Origin of the sequence: Sphingobium sp. WTD-1, assembly GCF_030128825.1 — a bacterium.
In the GTDB taxonomy this organism is placed as follows: Bacteria; Pseudomonadota; Alphaproteobacteria; order Sphingomonadales; family Sphingomonadaceae; genus Sphingobium.
Genome location: NZ_CP119127.1, coordinates 124,000 through 139,258, shown reverse-complemented (window position 1 = coordinate 139,258; position 15,259 = coordinate 124,000). Strand labels below are relative to the sequence as shown.

General features: G+C 65.5%; 15 protein-coding genes. 8 read left to right on the top strand and 7 right to left on the bottom strand.

Annotation, left to right across the window (positions count from 1 at the left end; all coding sequences use genetic code 11):
• Positions 1 to 204: 204 nt before the first annotated feature.
• The 5 genes from rpmF to N6H05_RS00665 all read left to right on the top strand — a co-directional run bounded on the left by rpmF (position 205) and on the right by N6H05_RS00665 (position 3,292).
• A complete protein-coding gene (rpmF, locus tag N6H05_RS00685; protein ID WP_004209950.1) occupies positions 205 to 384 on the top strand; it encodes a 50S ribosomal protein L32 in 180 nt (59 codons plus the stop codon).
• Positions 385 to 450: 66 nt separating this feature from the next.
• Entirely contained in the window at positions 451 to 1,476 is a 1,026-nt protein-coding gene (gene plsX, locus N6H05_RS00680) for a phosphate acyltransferase PlsX (RefSeq protein WP_284114316.1), read from the top strand.
• A complete protein-coding gene (locus tag N6H05_RS00675) occupies positions 1,473 to 2,441 on the top strand; it encodes a beta-ketoacyl-ACP synthase III (RefSeq protein WP_284112306.1) in 969 nt (322 codons plus the stop codon). The genes plsX and N6H05_RS00675 overlap by 4 nt, the downstream gene beginning before the upstream one ends.
• A gap of 127 nt (positions 2,442 to 2,568) precedes the next feature.
• Positions 2,569 to 2,865, top strand: a complete 297-nt coding sequence (ihfA, locus tag N6H05_RS00670; protein ID WP_004209953.1) for an integration host factor subunit alpha — start codon at positions 2,569 to 2,571, stop codon at positions 2,863 to 2,865.
• A gap of 82 nt (positions 2,866 to 2,947) precedes the next feature.
• Positions 2,948 to 3,292 carry a MerR family transcriptional regulator gene (locus N6H05_RS00665; RefSeq protein ID WP_284112305.1) on the top strand — a complete coding sequence of 115 codons (345 nt, stop codon included), beginning with the start codon at positions 2,948 to 2,950 and terminating at the stop codon, positions 3,290 to 3,292.
• A gap of 6 nt (positions 3,293 to 3,298) precedes the next feature.
• Here N6H05_RS00665 and N6H05_RS00660 read toward each other — a convergent pair whose 3' ends face one another.
• From N6H05_RS00660 to N6H05_RS00645, 4 genes are all read right to left on the bottom strand, one after another.
• Positions 3,299 to 3,823: a GNAT family N-acetyltransferase gene (locus N6H05_RS00660; protein WP_214863694.1), complete on the bottom strand. Its 525-nt coding sequence runs from the start codon at positions 3,821 to 3,823 to the stop codon at positions 3,299 to 3,301.
• A gap of 2 nt (positions 3,824 to 3,825) precedes the next feature.
• Positions 3,826 to 4,368: a SixA phosphatase family protein gene (locus N6H05_RS00655; protein ID WP_010336850.1), complete on the bottom strand. Its 543-nt coding sequence runs from the start codon at positions 4,366 to 4,368 to the stop codon at positions 3,826 to 3,828.
• Positions 4,369 to 4,459: 91 nt separating this feature from the next.
• Positions 4,460 to 7,213, bottom strand: coding sequence for an ATP-dependent DNA helicase (locus tag N6H05_RS00650; protein ID WP_284112304.1), 2,754 nt, complete (start codon positions 7,211 to 7,213; stop codon positions 4,460 to 4,462).
• A 49-nt stretch (positions 7,214 to 7,262) separates the two neighbouring features.
• A complete protein-coding gene (locus N6H05_RS00645; protein WP_284112303.1) occupies positions 7,263 to 7,634 on the bottom strand; it encodes a PilZ domain-containing protein in 372 nt (123 codons plus the stop codon).
• 131 nt (positions 7,635 to 7,765) lie between these two features.
• Here N6H05_RS00645 and N6H05_RS00640 point away from each other — a divergent pair, with 131 nt between their 5' ends.
• Positions 7,766 to 9,346 (top strand): lysine--tRNA ligase, encoded by a 1,581-nt coding sequence (locus N6H05_RS00640; protein ID WP_284112302.1) that lies wholly within the window; start codon positions 7,766 to 7,768, stop codon positions 9,344 to 9,346.
• Positions 9,347 to 9,530: 184 nt separating this feature from the next.
• On the opposite strand, the gene N6H05_RS00635 is transcribed toward N6H05_RS00640, so the two are convergent.
• From N6H05_RS00635 to N6H05_RS00625, 3 genes are all read right to left on the bottom strand, one after another.
• Positions 9,531 to 10,001, bottom strand: a complete 471-nt coding sequence (locus N6H05_RS00635) for an RcnB family protein (RefSeq protein WP_004209960.1) — start codon at positions 9,999 to 10,001, stop codon at positions 9,531 to 9,533.
• Positions 10,002 to 10,173: 172 nt separating this feature from the next.
• Positions 10,174 to 10,851, bottom strand: coding sequence for a 2OG-Fe(II) oxygenase (locus tag N6H05_RS00630; RefSeq protein ID WP_284112300.1), 678 nt, complete (start codon positions 10,849 to 10,851; stop codon positions 10,174 to 10,176).
• Positions 10,852 to 10,951: 100 nt separating this feature from the next.
• Positions 10,952 to 11,917 (bottom strand): RcnB family protein, encoded by a 966-nt coding sequence (locus N6H05_RS00625; RefSeq protein WP_284112299.1) that lies wholly within the window; start codon positions 11,915 to 11,917, stop codon positions 10,952 to 10,954.
• Positions 11,918 to 12,215: 298 nt separating this feature from the next.
• On the opposite strand from N6H05_RS00625, the gene N6H05_RS00620 reads away from it, so the two are divergent.
• Both N6H05_RS00620 and N6H05_RS00615 read left to right on the top strand, forming a co-directional pair.
• Entirely contained in the window at positions 12,216 to 12,701 is a 486-nt protein-coding gene (locus N6H05_RS00620) for a biliverdin-producing heme oxygenase (RefSeq protein WP_284114315.1), read from the top strand.
• The gene (locus N6H05_RS00615) at positions 12,694 to 15,258 is read left to right on the top strand and encodes an HWE histidine kinase domain-containing protein (protein ID WP_284112298.1); all 2,565 of its coding nucleotides are present in this window, start codon (positions 12,694 to 12,696) and stop codon (positions 15,256 to 15,258) included. The genes N6H05_RS00620 and N6H05_RS00615 overlap by 8 nt, the downstream gene beginning before the upstream one ends.
• Position 15,259 lies beyond the last annotated feature (1 nt).

Genomic DNA, 15,259 nt, shown 5'->3' with positions numbered 1-15,259 from the left:
GCATCCCCCTATTCGACGGGCCGCTACCATAGGCGTGGCGGGCCGGCGGGCAAGGAAGGACTTGCACCATCTTCAAAAACGGCTATAGGCGCAGGGCTTCGCGATCACCCGGGCCGCATGGTCTGCGGCACCCGTGCCGTCGGCGTCTCATTTGGAAACCGGCCAGTCGCATAACCAGATTTAATTACGGAAACAGGTGCCGACATGGCTGTCCCCAAAAGGAAAACTTCCCCGTCCAAGCGTGGCATGCGTCGCAGCCACGATTCGCTGCGCGTCGAAGCATTCCAGGAATGCTCGAACTGCGGTGAACTGAAGCGTCCCCACAATCTGTGCGACGCGTGCGGCCATTATAACGGCCGCGAAGTCATCGCCGTCGGGGCGTAAGACTTTTTCGATCTCCGCAAAGGGGTGATCTCAGTGTCCAGCCAACCGCGAATCGCAATTGACGCGATGGGCGGGGATGAAGGCGTGCGGGTGATGATGGCAGGCGTTGCGCTTGCCCGTCGCCGGCACGAAGGACTCCGCTTCACCCTTTTCGGCGACGAGACCCGGATCAAGGCGGCTCTCGACAACCACCCCAATTTGCGGGCGGCGTCGGAAGTCGTGCATTCCGATACGATCGTCGAGGGCACGGACAAGCCCAGCGTCGCGATTCGCAAGAAGAGCAGCTCGATGAGCATGGCGATCAACGCCGTGAAATCGGGTGATGCCGGTGCGGCGGTTTCCGCCGGCAATACCGGTGCGCTCATGGCGATGGCGAAGCTGGCGCTGCGCACCATGCCCGGCGTCGATCGGCCTGCGCTGGCAGCGATGCTGCCCACCCTTGGCGATAATGATGTCGTCATGCTCGACCTTGGTGCCAATACCGAGTGCGATGCGCGCAATCTCGTCCAGTTCGCGGTGATGGGTGCGGCCTATGCACGCATCGCCCTCGATCTGGAGCGGCCGCGCGTGCGCCTGCTCAACATCGGCACCGAAGAGCTCAAGGGCACGGACGAGATCCGTGATGCTGCTGCCGTGCTGCGCGCAGGCGACACCCTGCCATTCTCGTTCGACGGCTTTACCGAAGGCGACAAGATCGGCCGCGGCGAAACCGACGTGATCGTGTGCGACGGCTTCTCGGGCAATGTCGCGCTCAAGACGGCCGAGGGCACTGCCCGCTTCGTCGCCGACCTGCTGCGCCGCGCCTTCTCCAGCTCGCTGCGCTCCAAGATCGGTTTCCTGATTTCGAAGCCGGCGATGCACCTGCTCAAGCATCATCTCGATCCCAATAATCATAATGGCGCCGTCTTCCTCGGCCTCAATGGGGTCGTGGTAAAAAGCCATGGCAGCGCCGATGCCAAGGGCGTGGCCAATGCGGTGCATGTCGCCGCCCGCCTGCTGGAAGAGGATATCACGCGACGCATCGCCGCCGACATGGCCGGGGTGCAGGATCTGTCCGCCGTCGCGTCCAAATTGGAGCTGCCCGTCAAGTGATGCGTCGATCCGTTCTCCTGGGCACGGGCTCGGCCCTGCCCGCACGCGTCGTCACCAATGCGGAGCTGGCGCAGACCGTCGATACCAGCGACGAATGGATCGTCGAGCGGACCGGCATCCGCACCCGCTATATCGCCGGCGAGGGTGAGACCACGACCACGCTGGCGACCGATGCCGCCATGCGCGCGCTGGAGGCCGCCGGCCTTGCCGCGCAGGATATTGACCTCATCATCCTGGCGACCGCGACCCCGGACCAGACCTTTCCGGCCAGCGCCACCCTGGTGCAGGCCGCGCTCGGCATCGATGACTGCGTCGCCTTCGACGTCGCCGCGGTCTGCTCGGGCTTCCTCTATGCGATGACCGTCGCCGATTCGATGATCCGCTCGGGCGCGGCGCAGCGCGCGCTGGTGATCGGCGCGGAAACCTTCAGCCGCATCCTCGATTGGGAAGATCGCGCGACCTGCGTGCTGTTCGGCGATGGCGCCGGTGCCGTCGTGCTCGGTGCGGAGGAAAGCACGGACGGCCAGCGTGGCATCCTCGCTGCCAAGCTGCATGCCGATGGCCGCCACAACCAGCTTCTCTATGTCGATGGCGGTCCCTCGACCACCCAGACGGTGGGCAAGGTCCGCATGAAGGGGCAGGAAGTGTTCCGCCATGCGGTGGTGAATCTCGCCACCGTTCTGAAGGAAGTGATGGCGATGGCGGAGATGACGCCCGCCGACATCGACTGGCTGGTGCCGCACCAGGCCAATGCCCGGATTCTCGACGCGACCGCGCGCAAGCTCAAGCTGTCGCCGGACAAGGTCGTCGTCACCGTCGACCAGCATGCCAACACTTCGGCCGCCTCGGTGCCGCTGGCGCTGGATGCCGCGACTCGTGACGGCCGGATCAAGGCCGGCGATCTGCTCGTGCTGGAAGCCATGGGTGGCGGCTTCACCTGGGGCGCCTGCGTCCTGCGGGTCTGATACGGCGGCGAAACGATCGCCCCTACGTATCTGACCTGCTTGCCGAATCACCGAATATGCATCACATTTGTGTCGCATGCATTTGCCCTGGCAGATGCATGCAAGGGGGGCACATTGGGGATTTGCGATGACCGGCACTGGCACACTGACCCGCGCTGATCTGGCGGAGAGCGTCAATCGTCACATTGGCTTGTCCCGCGCGGAAGCTGCGGCACTGGTCGAATCGATCCTGGAACATATGTCGACTGCGCTGGAGCGTGGCGAAAATGTGAAAATTTCGAGTTTCGGCACCTTCGTCCTGCGCGACAAGAATGAGCGCATGGGGCGCAACCCGAAGACCGGGATCGAGGTGCCGATTGAGCCGCGCCGGGTACTCACATTCCGTGCGAGCCAGACGATGCGGGACCGTGTTGCCTCGACCTGAGGCAATTCGGTCATCTTTTGTAATATTGTGGCCTGTTTACCGTAGTTGACCTTTGCGGGACTATGGGTGCAACATCGCGCCCATGGAAAAGGCCGAGGGCGCATTTCTGACCATCAGCGAACTGGCGACAGAGCTGGGTCTTGCCCAACATATTTTGCGCTATTGGGAAACCCGCTTCCCGCAATTGCGTCCGCTCCAGCGATCGGGAAACCGGCGCTATTATCGCCCTGCCGATGTGGCGCTGGCACGGCGCATCAACCAGCTGCTCAATGTCGAGGGGTTCACCGTCAAGGGTGCGCAGAAGGCGCTGGCCGACGGTATGGATGATATAGCGATCGATCCGCTGCCCGTCGCGACACTGGAGCCCGACCTGATCGCCCGGCTCGAAGCCATCCGGGCCGATCTGGCCCGTGCCTTGGGGCGCTGACCCCGCTCAGAGCGTCCGGGCATAGACCAGGTCGCGGAACGGCACGTCTCCGACCATGAAGGTCAGTTCGCCGATCTCGACAAAATCATGCCGGGCATAGAAGCGCCGCGCCCGATCATTCTGTGGATAGACGGCCAGGAGCAGCCGGCGCGCGCCGCGTCGCCGGGCCTCCGCCAGCACCAGCGCCATCAGCGCGTCGCCATTGCCGCCGCCCTGCCACCCGCTCAGCAGATAGATGCGCTTGAGTTCGACATCCGCCCGGTCGTCGGTCGGCACCGGCAGGTCGGGCGGGGTGATCAGCGCATAGCCGACCGGCGCGCCTAGCGGCGTCTCGCCGATCAGGATCGTCTGGGCCGGATCGGCGAGGGCTGCACGATAATAATCCTCGCCATGTGCCTTGCGGATATGGGCGACCAGCGCCTCGCCGGGATGGTCATGGGCAAAGCTGGCCAGGAAGGTGGCGCCGCCCAATATCGCCAATGCGGCGGCATCGGAGGCGACGGCTGGCCGCCAGTGAATCGGCGTGGTCAAGCTCAGCGCGATCCCGGACCCAGGGCCGGGTCCAGGTCGCGGGGGCGGGTGAAGCTCAGCAATGTGCCGCACTTGTCCGTCGTCGCGTCCCACTGGTCGATCGCCAGTTCCATCACCGCGATGCTGGCGGTGGGGAATTTGATCTCCACATCCTCGCGCAGCGGATTGGCGCCATCGTCGGGGACCAGGCTCAGGATCAGTTCCTCGAAACCGGGATTATGCCCCGCCATCAGCACGCTGTCCGCCTCGTCCGGCAAATCGCGCAGCACGTCGATCAGGGTCGGGGCGGAGGCCAGATAGATGCGCCGGTCCCAGCGGGCGTCCAGCGTTTCGCCATAGCCGGTGAAGAAGGTGTCGAGCGTCTGGACGACGCGGGCAGCGGGGGAGGCGACCAGCAGGTCGAACCGCATATCCTTGCGCGCGGCGAACTGGCCCATCAGCAGCGCGGCCTTTTCCCCCCGGCGATTGAGCGGCCGATCGAAATCCCGCGCGACCGGATCGTCCCAATCGGACTTGGCATGGCGCAACAGGGTCAACCGCTTCATTCTCGCTCCAGCTCCTCGCGCCTTGTCGCGGCGGAATATTTCCTGCCGACTCGCAAAAACGCAGAAAACAAAGGCGCCGTGCCCTGTCGGGTCACCGCATGCCGGGTTCGCTTCCCTGATGCCCTAACGTTGTTCGGTCGCCAAGACCAGCGTCCTGCATGTCCCGCGCCTGCATCTTTGCGCTGACGGCGATGATTGCCTCGTCCAGCGTCAGCCGGCGGATCGGCGTGCCGGGCGGGAAGGCGCTCAGCAGCCGGCTCGGCATGGCGGCGGACAGGATCACGAAACTGCCCTTGTCCTCGGCACGTCGGATCAGCCGGCCGAACGCCTGTGCCAGGCGCGCGCGGATCAGCCGGTCGTCATAGGCGCTGCCACCGCCCGCCAGGCGCCGGGCGGCATGCAGCACGGTCGGCTTGGACCAAGGCACGCCCTCCATCACCACCAGCCGCAGCGAATGGCCGGGCACGTCGACGCCGTCGCGCAGCGCATCGGTCCCCAGCAGCGATGCGCGCGGATCGTCGCGGAAGATGTCGACCAATGTGCCGGTATCCATCGGATCGACATGCTGGGCATAGAGCGGCAGGCCGGCGCGGGCGAGCCGGTCGGCGATGCGCGCATGCACCGCCCGCAGCCGCCGGATCGCGGTGAACAGGCCCAGCGTGCCGCCGCCCGATGCCTCGATCAGCCGGGCATAGGCGCCCGACATGGCGGCGATGTCGCCGCGCTTGATGTCGGTGACGATCAGCACTTCGGCCCGGTCGGGATAGTCAAACGGACTCGCCGCCTCGAATCGCTCGACGCTGTGGGGCAGATGGGTGACGCCGCTGCGCGCCTCGGCATTGGACCAGTCGCCGCCGCCCTTCAGCGTGGCGGAGGTGACGATCACCCCCTGTGCGGGTTGCAGCACCGCTTCGGCCAGCGGCCGGGTCGGGTCGAGCCAGTGGCGGTGCAGGCCGATATCATATTCGCGCCCCTCGACCCGGTCGACGGTCATCCAGTCGACGAAATCGGGGTCGGCCGGACCGCCGATCCGCGCCAGCAGCGCCAGCCAGGCGCTGATCAGGTCGCGGCGCCAGCCGAGCGATCCGATCGCCCCTTCGATCCGCGCCCGCGCCGCGCCGTCGAGCCAGTCGGGGGCATCCTCCAGCACCGCTTCCAGCCGCTTGGACAGGCGGACAAGCGGTTTCAGCAGTGCATCGAGGGCGATCGCCGCTTCCTGCGCCGCCTCGACCAGCGGGCCATCGGGTTCGGCCAGTTCGGTCTCCAGCCCATAGCCGGCATCCGCCTCGCCGCTGTCGGCGGCGCGCGCGAAGACCGTGCCGCGTACCGTGGCGAGCAATTCCTCCAGCGGGCCAAAAGGCTCACCTGCCACAATGCGCTTCAGCCAATCATCGGCCGGCAGGGCGCGGGCGGCTTCTACCGCGGTGCGGATCGCCTCGCCCCCTTCCTCGTCATAGCTGGCAAGGTCGGACAGGCGCGCGGCCAGGCCCCGGCGGCGACCGCGCGATCCACCTTCCGGCCCCATCACCCAGCGCCGCAGTTCGATCGCCTCCTGCCCTGACAGCGCGACCGAAAAGGTCGAATCGGCGGCGTCGAACAGATGATGGCCCTCATCGAAGACGATGCGCTGCGGGCGCTGCCCGGTCTCGCGGCCGCGCGCGGCGTTGATCATCACCAGCGCATGATTGGCGATGACGATGTCCGCCTCGGCCGATGCCCGCGCCGACCGCTCGATGAAGCATTTCCGATAATGGGGGCAGCCGGCATAGATGCACTCGCCGCGCCGGTCGGTCAGCGCGGTGGAGCCGTTGCGCCGGAACAGGATGGGCAGCCAGCCGGGCAGGTCGCCGCCGACCATGTCGCCATCCTTGGAGAAGGCGGCCCAGCGCGCGACCAGTTGCGCCAATATGGCAGCGCGGCCGGCAAAGCCGCCCTGCAACGCATCTTCCAGATTGAGCAGGCAGAGATAATTTTCCCGTCCCTTGCGCACGACCACACGTCGCGCGGCGGTCGCCGGATCGGGGAACAGGCGCAGCGATTCCCGATCGAGCTGGCGTTGCAGCGCCTTGGTATAGGTGGATATCCACACCGTGCCCTGCGCCTGTGCGGCCCAGAGCGAGGCGGGGGCGAGATAGCCCAGCGTCTTGCCGATGCCGGTGCCGGCTTCCGCCAGAAGCATATTGGGCTGGTCGCGATGCGCGCGTGGGCGAAAGGCTTCGATCGCGGCGGCGGCATAGGCGCGCTGACCGGGGCGGGGTTCGGCGCCCGGTCCGGTGAGGCTGTCGAGCCGCGCCAGCACGTCATCCTCCTCCATCGCCACGGTGCGCGGGGCAGGGCGGGGGGCGGCCTCCTCCCATTCTGGCAGCTTGGAAAAGAGCCAGCGTTCGGCCTCCGCCGGGCGGCTGATGCGCGGCGCGACCAGCGGCGACCAGGGCCAGCGCAGCCGGTGCAGCGCCTGCGCCGCGGTCCAGCCACCCTCCCTTTCTTTCCATTCCGGGGAATCGAGCCGGTCGAGCAGCGCGCGCGCCGCCATCTGCAACAGGGCCGGGATATCGCCTTCCTGTGCCGGCAATGGCAGGTCCAGCGCCTCGGCCAGCCCCTTGGGCGTGGGCACGAGGAAGCGCGCGGGATGGACGAACGCCCAGAGTTCCAGCAGGTCGAGGCCGTTGAGATCGGGATAGCCGAGGCGCTGGCCGGTCAGCGGTGCGTTGAGCAGCAGCGTCGGCGTTTCGGCGGTGCGGGCAATGGCCTGCCCCTTGGCGACGCCCATGGTGCGGCTGCCTTCGCGTAGCCAGATGCCGCCATGGCTGGCATGGAGGGCGGGCAGGGCAGCAGGATCGATCACCCGCCCGGCTTAGGGCAAGGCGAACAAAAGGGAAACCGAAATGCGCCGATCAATTGGTCCGGCGGCCAAAACCCATGGGGCCGGAATAGACGAAGGCGGGTGCAGCCGGTCGGGGCTGGAACGCCACCGGCGCGCGGCGGGCCAGGCGGGCCATTTCCAGCTGTTGATAGAGTGGCCCTTCGGCCAGTTCATAGGGAAAGCGGATGCCCATCCGGTCTTCTTCCGACCAGCGCACCGTGCCGAATACGCTATAGCCGTCGAGATCCAACTGGCACTGGCTGCCGGTCGGCAGGGTGCAACCGATCACTTGCGCGCCACCCTCGCTCAGGTCGACGATCGTTCCTTCCAGGCTGTCGAGCACGGTCGTGATGGTGATCGCGATGTCGACGGGAATCCGTTCGCGGCTTCGGGGTGTCTGCATGGGCGCCTCCATATGACCAGATCATGGAGGAACAGGGTAAACAAAATCTAAATATGACGCCCGGTTTAACGTGTTTTTGCCTCCAAAAGCCGTTCCCTTTCGGGCTGCGCGGGGGTAGGGGCGTTGGCATCATGACCATATCCGACATTCTCCGCACCGCCGCGAACGCATCCAAGGCCTGGCCCTATGAGGAAGCGCGCAAGCTTCTCAAGCGTTACCCCAATGGCGCACCGGAGAAAGGTCATATCCTGTTCGAAACCGGCTATGGCCCATCGGGCCTGCCGCATATCGGCACTTTCAACGAAGTGCTGCGCACCACCATGGTCCGCAACGCCTTCCACGCACTGTCGGACATCCCGACCCGGCTGGTGGCGTTCAGCGACGATTTGGACGGTTTCCGAAAGGTGCCGGACAATGTGCCGAACCAGGCGATGCTGGCCGACCATCTGGGCAAGCCGCTGACGCAGGTGCCCGATCCGTTCGAGAAATATGAAAGTTTCGCGCATCACAATAACGCGATGCTGCGCGAATTTCTCGACAGCTTCGGCTTTGAGTATGAATTTGTGTCGGCCACCGAACGCTATCAGGCCGGCGCCTTCGACGACGCGCTGCGCCAGGTGCTGCGTCGCTATTCTGCGATCATGGACATCATGCTGCCGACCCTGCGCAAGGAACGGCAGGCGACCTATTCGCCGGTGCTGCCGATCAGCCCCAAGAGTGGCATCGTGCTGCAGGTGCCGGTCGAGGTGATCGATGCCGAGGCCGGTATCGTCCGCTTCGTCGATGAAGGCGAGACGATCGAACAGTCGATCCTGGGCGGCGGCGCCAAGCTGCAGTGGAAGGTTGACTGGGCGATGCGCTGGTATGCGCTGGGCGTCGACTATGAAATGGCGGGCAAGGATCTGATCGATTCGGTCACCCAGTCGTCGAAGATCTGCCGCGCGCTCGGCGGCCGCCCGCCCGAGGGCTTCAACTATGAGATGTTCCTCGACGAAAAGGGCGAGAAAATCTCCAAGTCCAAGGGCAATGGCCTCAGCCTCGAACAATGGCTGACCTATGGCCCGCAGGAAAGCCTCGCTTTCTACGCCTATCGCGAGCCCAAAAAGGCCAAGCAGCTGCACATGGGCGTGATCCCGCGCGCGGTTGACGAATATTGGCAGTTCCGCGGCAATTATCCCAAGCAGGCGATCGAGCAGCAGCTCGGCAACCCGGTCCATCATATCCATGATGGCAAGCTGCCGCAGGGCGAACTGCCGGTGACCTTCGGCCTGCTGCTGAACCTGGTCGGCGTGATGGGCGATGCCAGCCGCGAACAGGTGTGGAGCTATCTCCAGAATTACGTTCCCGGCGCCAGCGCGGAAACCTATCCCGAACTGGACGCGCTGATCGGCCATGCGCTCGCCTATCATCGCGATTTCGTCGCGCCGACGCTCCAGCGCCGCGCGCCGGAAGCCAATGAAGCTGCCGCGCTTGCCAAGCTGGACGAAGAACTGGCCGCCTTGCCGGCCGATGCCAGTGCGGAGGATATCCAGAATATCGTCTATGCCATCGGCAAGGATGAAGCCTTTGGCTTCGCCGAACTGCGCGACTGGTTCAAGGCGCTCTACCAGACGCTGCTGGGCGCCGATCAGGGGCCGCGCATGGGCAGCTTCATCGCGCTCTATGGCATCGATAACAGCCGCAAGCTGATTGCGCAGGCACTCGCCGCCTGATCGGAACGAAGCGGGGGAACCATCGCGCGCGAGGGGCGTTTCGCGAACGGTCCACCCCCCTTTCGGACTGATGGCGTGCCTGGCACGGCATCGGCCGCGCCCGCCCGGAAACGGGGGGCGCGGCCAAGGGGGTAAAGAAAGGCCCCGGACATCGCTGTCCGGGGCCTTTCCTGTTTCGATCGGCTTACCAGAAGAAGCCGCGATGGACGGTCATGACCCGGCCGGTGCGCACATTCACCAGCATCACGTCATTATAGTGGCGGACCCAACGCTGATTGGCGGCCGGACGGGGCAGGCGATAGCGATAGGGATCGGCGATATAATAGCGCGAGCTATAATAGGCCGGGCGAAGCTGGGCGCCGGCATTCCAGCGCGAATAGCGGAAGGGCGCATTCCAGTTGCCGGCGCGATAGACGTCGCGGTGGCTGCGGCGATAATCCTGCCAGTCTTCCCGCGCTTCCTGGCGGGAGTCGCGGACGTCGCGACGGGCTTCCTTCACATCGCGGCGATCGCCATAGCGCTGGGCCGCACGCAGGTCGCGCTGGTCTTCGCGCAGCCGCTGTTCGCTGCGGCGGGCTTCGCCATAGGACTGGGCGGAAGCGACGCTGGGGACGACGGTGGCCGCAAGAAGGCCAAGGATGATGATCTTGCGCATATTTCTACTCCCATCAATCTGGAGGCTCGGGGACGCTTCCAACCGCTTCAAGCGGGGCAGGTTCCCTTACCAACATGTTGAATATGGAGTGGATTCGCTGAACGGTCCGGGAACGGCGCTGTCAGGAACCAGTCATTTATGTCGCAAAGTGTAATGGCACGCGACGTTTGGATCAGCGAACCCAGGGGCGTTCGCGAAACCATTTGGTGACGACATATTTGGTGCCCTGCGTCACCGGCCGGGCGGCGTGCAGGCTATAGGGGTTGGGCGCGCCGTCGGGCTTCAGGTTGTTCCAGATCAGGATCATCCCCTCGATCGGCGGCACCATGAATTCGCAGCGCGGGAAATGGGTCTCGCCCCCGCCCTCGACCGGCGACAGATAGATCATCGCCGTCCAGTTACGCTGGCCACCGGTCTTGCGCATCTCGGGCCAATAGCTGGCATTGACCGGGAAATAGTCGCAATGGACCTTATATTCCTGGCCCTGGGTGTAACGCTGCCCCTGCAATGTCTCGCCATGGTCGGGTTCCAGTCCGGTCATCGCACAGATGCGGGCGCTGATCGCATGGACCAGCGGGTCTTCCCGGTCGAGATTGCAGCTGTGGCTGGTGCGATAATCGGCATTTTCCCGGCCGGTGAACAGGGTCGATGGCTGGGCGCCGGCGTCGATGATCGCGCGCATCACCGCGCATTCTTCGGCGCCCAGGAAATCCTGCCGTCCATAAATTTCCAGATGCGGGCTATCGATGCGACTGACCAGCGGGTTGCGGTTCAGTTTCTCGCGTACCCGATCGCCGATCGTGGCGCGGGCTGGCGACGCGATGCCGCCATCATCCACTATCTCGTTCATGCCGCCTCCCTGCCATTTCCCATCGGCGCCGCGCAATGAAAAAGGGCCCAGTGCGGTGTCGCACCGGGCCCAGTGTCCTGAAGGCCAGTTCAGGAGGCTGTCACCAGAAGAAGTTGCGGATCACGTCGACGACATAGCCGTCGCGAATATCGACCAGCAGCGCGTCATCATAATAACGAATCCAGCGCATCGTGCCGTAGGCCGGCGGCAGGCGGTAATAATAGGGATCATTCAGCCAATAATTGCTGCCATAGAGCGCGCCCGACAGGAACACGCCGATCGAGAAGCTGCGATAGCCATAGTTCCAGCCCGACGGCGCATAATAGCGGCCCATGCGATAGCGGTCGCCATAGCGGCTGCGATAGCCATACCAGTCATAGCGCCGGTCCTGGCGCCAGCCATTGTCCCAGCGGCGCTGGTCGGCCCAACGGGTGCGATCGTCATAGCGGCGGCCATCATTGTTCCAGTTGCCCGGATAGCCGGGACGATCGCCGCGCCGATCATTGTCGCTCCAGCGTCGATCGTCAGGGCGGCCGTCGCGATTGCGGTCGTTCCAGTCACGGCCATTGCGATCGCGGTCCCAGACCTGCCGGTTCCAATCGGCGCGGGCGTCTGGCCGGGCATCCGGGCGGACGTCGGGCCGGCGCCCATCACCGCGCCCATCATCGCGTCCGTCCGGGCGGTCGGGTCGGGCGATCGGCTGCATGCCGGTTCCCGGATTAGCGGGGCCGGGATTGCCGGGACGCTGCCAATTGCCATTGGGGCGATCCGCGCGCTGATCGGGCCGTTGATCCGGGCGACCAACCCGTTCCGGGCCACCCTGCCAGCGCTGCGCGGGCGCGGCCATTTGCGGGCGTCCGCTGCGATCGCCACCGCGATCGCTGCTGCCTTGCCAGCGCGTGCTGCCCTGCGCGCCGCGCATGTCGCCGCCACGGTTTCCGGGATTGCCGGCGCCACGCTCGCCGCGTGGACCGCCGCCATTGTCGTTCCGCTGGGCATAGGCCGGTGCCACGCCGCTCAGCAGCGTCGCACCCATCAGGCCGGCCAGCATCCATTTCCTCAGCATCGTTCCGATTCCTCGTGCGGGAACCATCCGTTCCCTTCATGCCGCATTTCTACGCGGATGGCGATGTCGCGATGCTGAACTCTTCTGTCAGCGATTTGAAAGATTCTGCCCCGGAACAATGGACAATCTCGATCATTCCATCCATCCCAACATCTTGCATCGGAAAAGCCCGGTAAATGGGCTGTTCGGCGCAAAGCTGATCCAGATCAGTGCAGTGCCGACAAACAACCATTAGGACCAACGGGTGATAAGAACCGCCGATGCCGGCCGCATAAGACAGGCCCTGCGCGCCGCGACGATGGAGAGCCATCAACGGGTCGATGACCTGTTTTCCCATTTTTCGCTCGCTTCCGCGCCCGATTACCGGGCGTTCCTGCGCGCCCATGCCCGCGCGCTGGCCACACTCGAACCGGTCGCCCAGCCCGATTCGCCGCGCCTCTCACTGATGGCGCAGGATCTCGCGGCACTGGGGGAGGCTATGCCCGCGCCGCTGCCGATGCCGTCTACCGGCGGCGACGGCTTCCGCTGGGGCCTGCTCTATGCGCTCGAAGGGTCGCGCCTGGGCGGCGCGATGCTCGCGCGTCAGGTCGCACAAGACTTGCCCCATGCCTATCTGTCCGCCGTGCATGGGAAGGGCGGTTGGGTCGCCTTCCAGCAGCAGCTGGATGACGCTGCCGCGCAGGGCGATGCGGCCTGGCTGGACGATGCGATTGCCGGCGCGCAGGCGGCCTTCACCCTGTTCGAAGCCGGCGCGCGCGCCGAGCGGGAGGTCGCCTGTGACTGATGTGACCAGCCCGGAAGCCCAGGGCTTCGCCGTCGACATCAATAATTGCGATCGCGAGCCGATCCATGTGCTCGGCACGGTCCAGCCCTTCGGCTTTCTCGTTGCCCTGACCGCCGACTGGCTGGTGTCGCGCGTCTCGACCAACAGTGCCGACCATATCGGCCTGGCGCCCGACCAGATGCTGGGCCAGCCGGTCAGCGCGATCTTCACCGCCGATGCGATCCACACGCTGCGCAACCGCATCACTTTGCTGCGTGGCCCCGATTCGGTGGAGCGGGTCTTCTCATTGCCGCTGGTGGAGGGCGGCGCGCCGTTCGACGTGGCCGTCCATTTCTCCGGCCAACTGGTGGTGATCGAGGCGGAGCCTGCCGTGCCCGATGAGATGGAGGCCAGTTCCATGGTCCGCTCGATGGTTGCACGGCTGGCGCAGGCGGATGGCATGACCGCCTTCCTGCGCGATGGCGCACGCCAGGTGCGGGCGCTCACCGGTTTTGACCGGGTGATGGTCTATCGCTTCGCCGACAATGGCGATGGCGAGGTGGTGGCGGAAGCCCTGCGCCCCGGCATCGACAGTTTCTTCGGCCTGCATTATCCGGCCTCCGACATCCCGGCGCAGGCGCGGGCGCTCTACATCCGCAATATCTTCCGGGTGATTGCGGACATCAACGCGCCGCCGGTGCCGGTCATCCCGACCCTCGATCCCGCCGGCGCCGCGCTCGACATGTCGCTTTGCGTCACCCGCGCGGTGTCGCCGATCCATATCGAATATCTGCGCAACATGGGGGTGGGGGCCTCGCTCTCCATCTCGATCATCGTCGACGGCAAGCTGTGGGGGCTGTTCGCCTGCCATCATTATGCGCCGCGCCTGCCCAGCTTCGCGCAGCGCAGTGCCGCCGAACTGTTCGGCCAGATCTTCTCGATGATGCTGGAAGGGCGCGAGCGGGCAGAAACTGCCAGCTATGAGGGCAAGGCCCGCCAGGTCGCCGACCGGCTGCTCTCCGCGGTGGCGCAGGATCATGATCTGATGACCAACGCCCGCTGGCTGGGCGATATCATCTTCGACACGATTCCCGCCGATGGCGTGGGCATCTATATCGACGGGCAGATGACCCTGTCGGGCCTGACCCCGGACGAGCCGTCCTTCGCCGCGATCGTTTCGATGCTCAACCGCACCGCCGCCAGCCAGGTCTATACCACCGACAGCATCGCCCGCATCATGCCGGAAGCGATGGCCCATGCCGATCGCGCCGCCGGCCTGCTCGCCATTCCGATCTCGCGCCGGCCGCGCGACTATGTCGTGCTGTTCCGTGCCGAACAGCTGCGTTCGGTCCGCTGGGCCGGCAAGCAGGACAAGCATATCGAATATGGCCCCAACGGCCCGCGCCTGACCCCGCGCAAGAGTTTCGAGGAATGGTCGGAACTGGTGAAGGGCACGGCCGTCGCCTTCATGCCGGCCGAACTGCGTGTCGCCGAAGCGCTGCGCACGGCGCTGCTCGAAGTGATCCTGCGCCTGTCCGATTCCGCTGACGAGGAACGGCAACGCGCGCATGAAAAGCAGGAATTGCTGATCGCGGAACTCAACCACCGCGTCCGCAATATTCTCGCGCTGATCCGTGGTCTGATTTCCCAGACCCGCGACAGCGCCATGTCGGTCGACCAGTTCATCGGCACGCTGGAAAGCCGCGTCCATGCGCTGGCCCGTGCCCATGACCAGATCACTGCCGATCGCTGGGCGCCCGCGCGCCTCTATGACCTGATCGAAGTGGAGGCCGGCGCCTATCTCGGCGACCGGCGCGACCGGGTGAAGCTGACCGGCCCCAATGTGCTGCTGACCCCCGCCGCCTTCACCGTGCTGGCGCTTGTCATCCACGAACTGCTGACCAATGCCGCCAAATATGGCGCGCTGTCCGACAATGGATCGGTGGCGATCGACTGGCATGTCGATGCCGAGGGCAGCCTGCTGCTCCACTGGTTGGAAAGCGGCGGCCCGGCGGTCGTCGCGCCCTCGCGCCGGGGCTTCGGCTCGACCGTGATCGAGCGCTCCATTCCCTATGATCTGGATGGCCGGGCGGAGGTCAATTATCGGCTGGCGGGGCTGGAGGCACGCTTCTGCATTCCCTCCGCCCATGTCGCCTCGATCCTGCCCGACGTGGCCGGTACCGATCGCGCCAAGCCGGCGCCCGCTCCTTCGCCGCATCTGCTCAAGGGGCGGCAGATCTTGCTGGTCGAGGATAATATGATCATCGCCATGGATGGCGAGGATGCGTTGCGCGACCTCGGCGCGCAGGTGGTGACCGCCGCCAGCATCGGTCGCGCGCATGAGGCGATCACGCTCCATCCGGTCGACCTCGCCGTTCTCGACTTCAATCTGGGCAATGAAACCAGCCTGCCGATCGCCGACATGCTGGCGGAACGCGGCGTGCCCTTCCTGTTCGCCACCGGCTATGGCGACGGGCTCGACCTGCCCGATCGGTTCAGCGACGTCATCCTGCTCAAGAAGCCCTATTCGGGTGCGACCCTGGCCCAGGCCATCGCCCCGATGCTGGCCAGGGGCTGAC

Excerpts from the sequence above, each read along its gene's own strand:
- rpmF (WP_004209950.1), top strand. The coding sequence starts at position 205 with ATGGCTGTCCCCAAAAGGAAAACTTCCCCGTCCAAGCGTGGCATGCGT.
- plsX (WP_284114316.1), top strand. The coding sequence starts at position 451 with ATGGGCGGGGATGAAGGCGTGCGGGTGATGATGGCAGGCGTTGCGCTT.
- ihfA (WP_004209953.1), top strand. The coding sequence starts at position 2,569 with ATGACCGGCACTGGCACACTGACCCGCGCTGATCTGGCGGAGAGCGTC.
- N6H05_RS00665 (WP_284112305.1), top strand. The coding sequence starts at position 2,948 with ATGGAAAAGGCCGAGGGCGCATTTCTGACCATCAGCGAACTGGCGACA.
- N6H05_RS00655 (WP_010336850.1), bottom strand. The coding sequence starts at position 4,368 with ATGAAGCGGTTGACCCTGTTGCGCCATGCCAAGTCCGATTGGGACGAT.
- N6H05_RS00645 (WP_284112303.1), bottom strand. The coding sequence starts at position 7,634 with ATGCAGACACCCCGAAGCCGCGAACGGATTCCCGTCGACATCGCGATC.
- N6H05_RS00640 (WP_284112302.1), top strand. The coding sequence starts at position 7,766 with ATGACCATATCCGACATTCTCCGCACCGCCGCGAACGCATCCAAGGCC.
- N6H05_RS00635 (WP_004209960.1), bottom strand. The coding sequence starts at position 10,001 with ATGCGCAAGATCATCATCCTTGGCCTTCTTGCGGCCACCGTCGTCCCC.
- N6H05_RS00630 (WP_284112300.1), bottom strand. The coding sequence starts at position 10,851 with ATGAACGAGATAGTGGATGATGGCGGCATCGCGTCGCCAGCCCGCGCC.
- N6H05_RS00625 (WP_284112299.1), bottom strand. The coding sequence starts at position 11,917 with ATGCTGAGGAAATGGATGCTGGCCGGCCTGATGGGTGCGACGCTGCTG.
- N6H05_RS00620 (WP_284114315.1), top strand. The coding sequence starts at position 12,216 with ATGGAGAGCCATCAACGGGTCGATGACCTGTTTTCCCATTTTTCGCTC.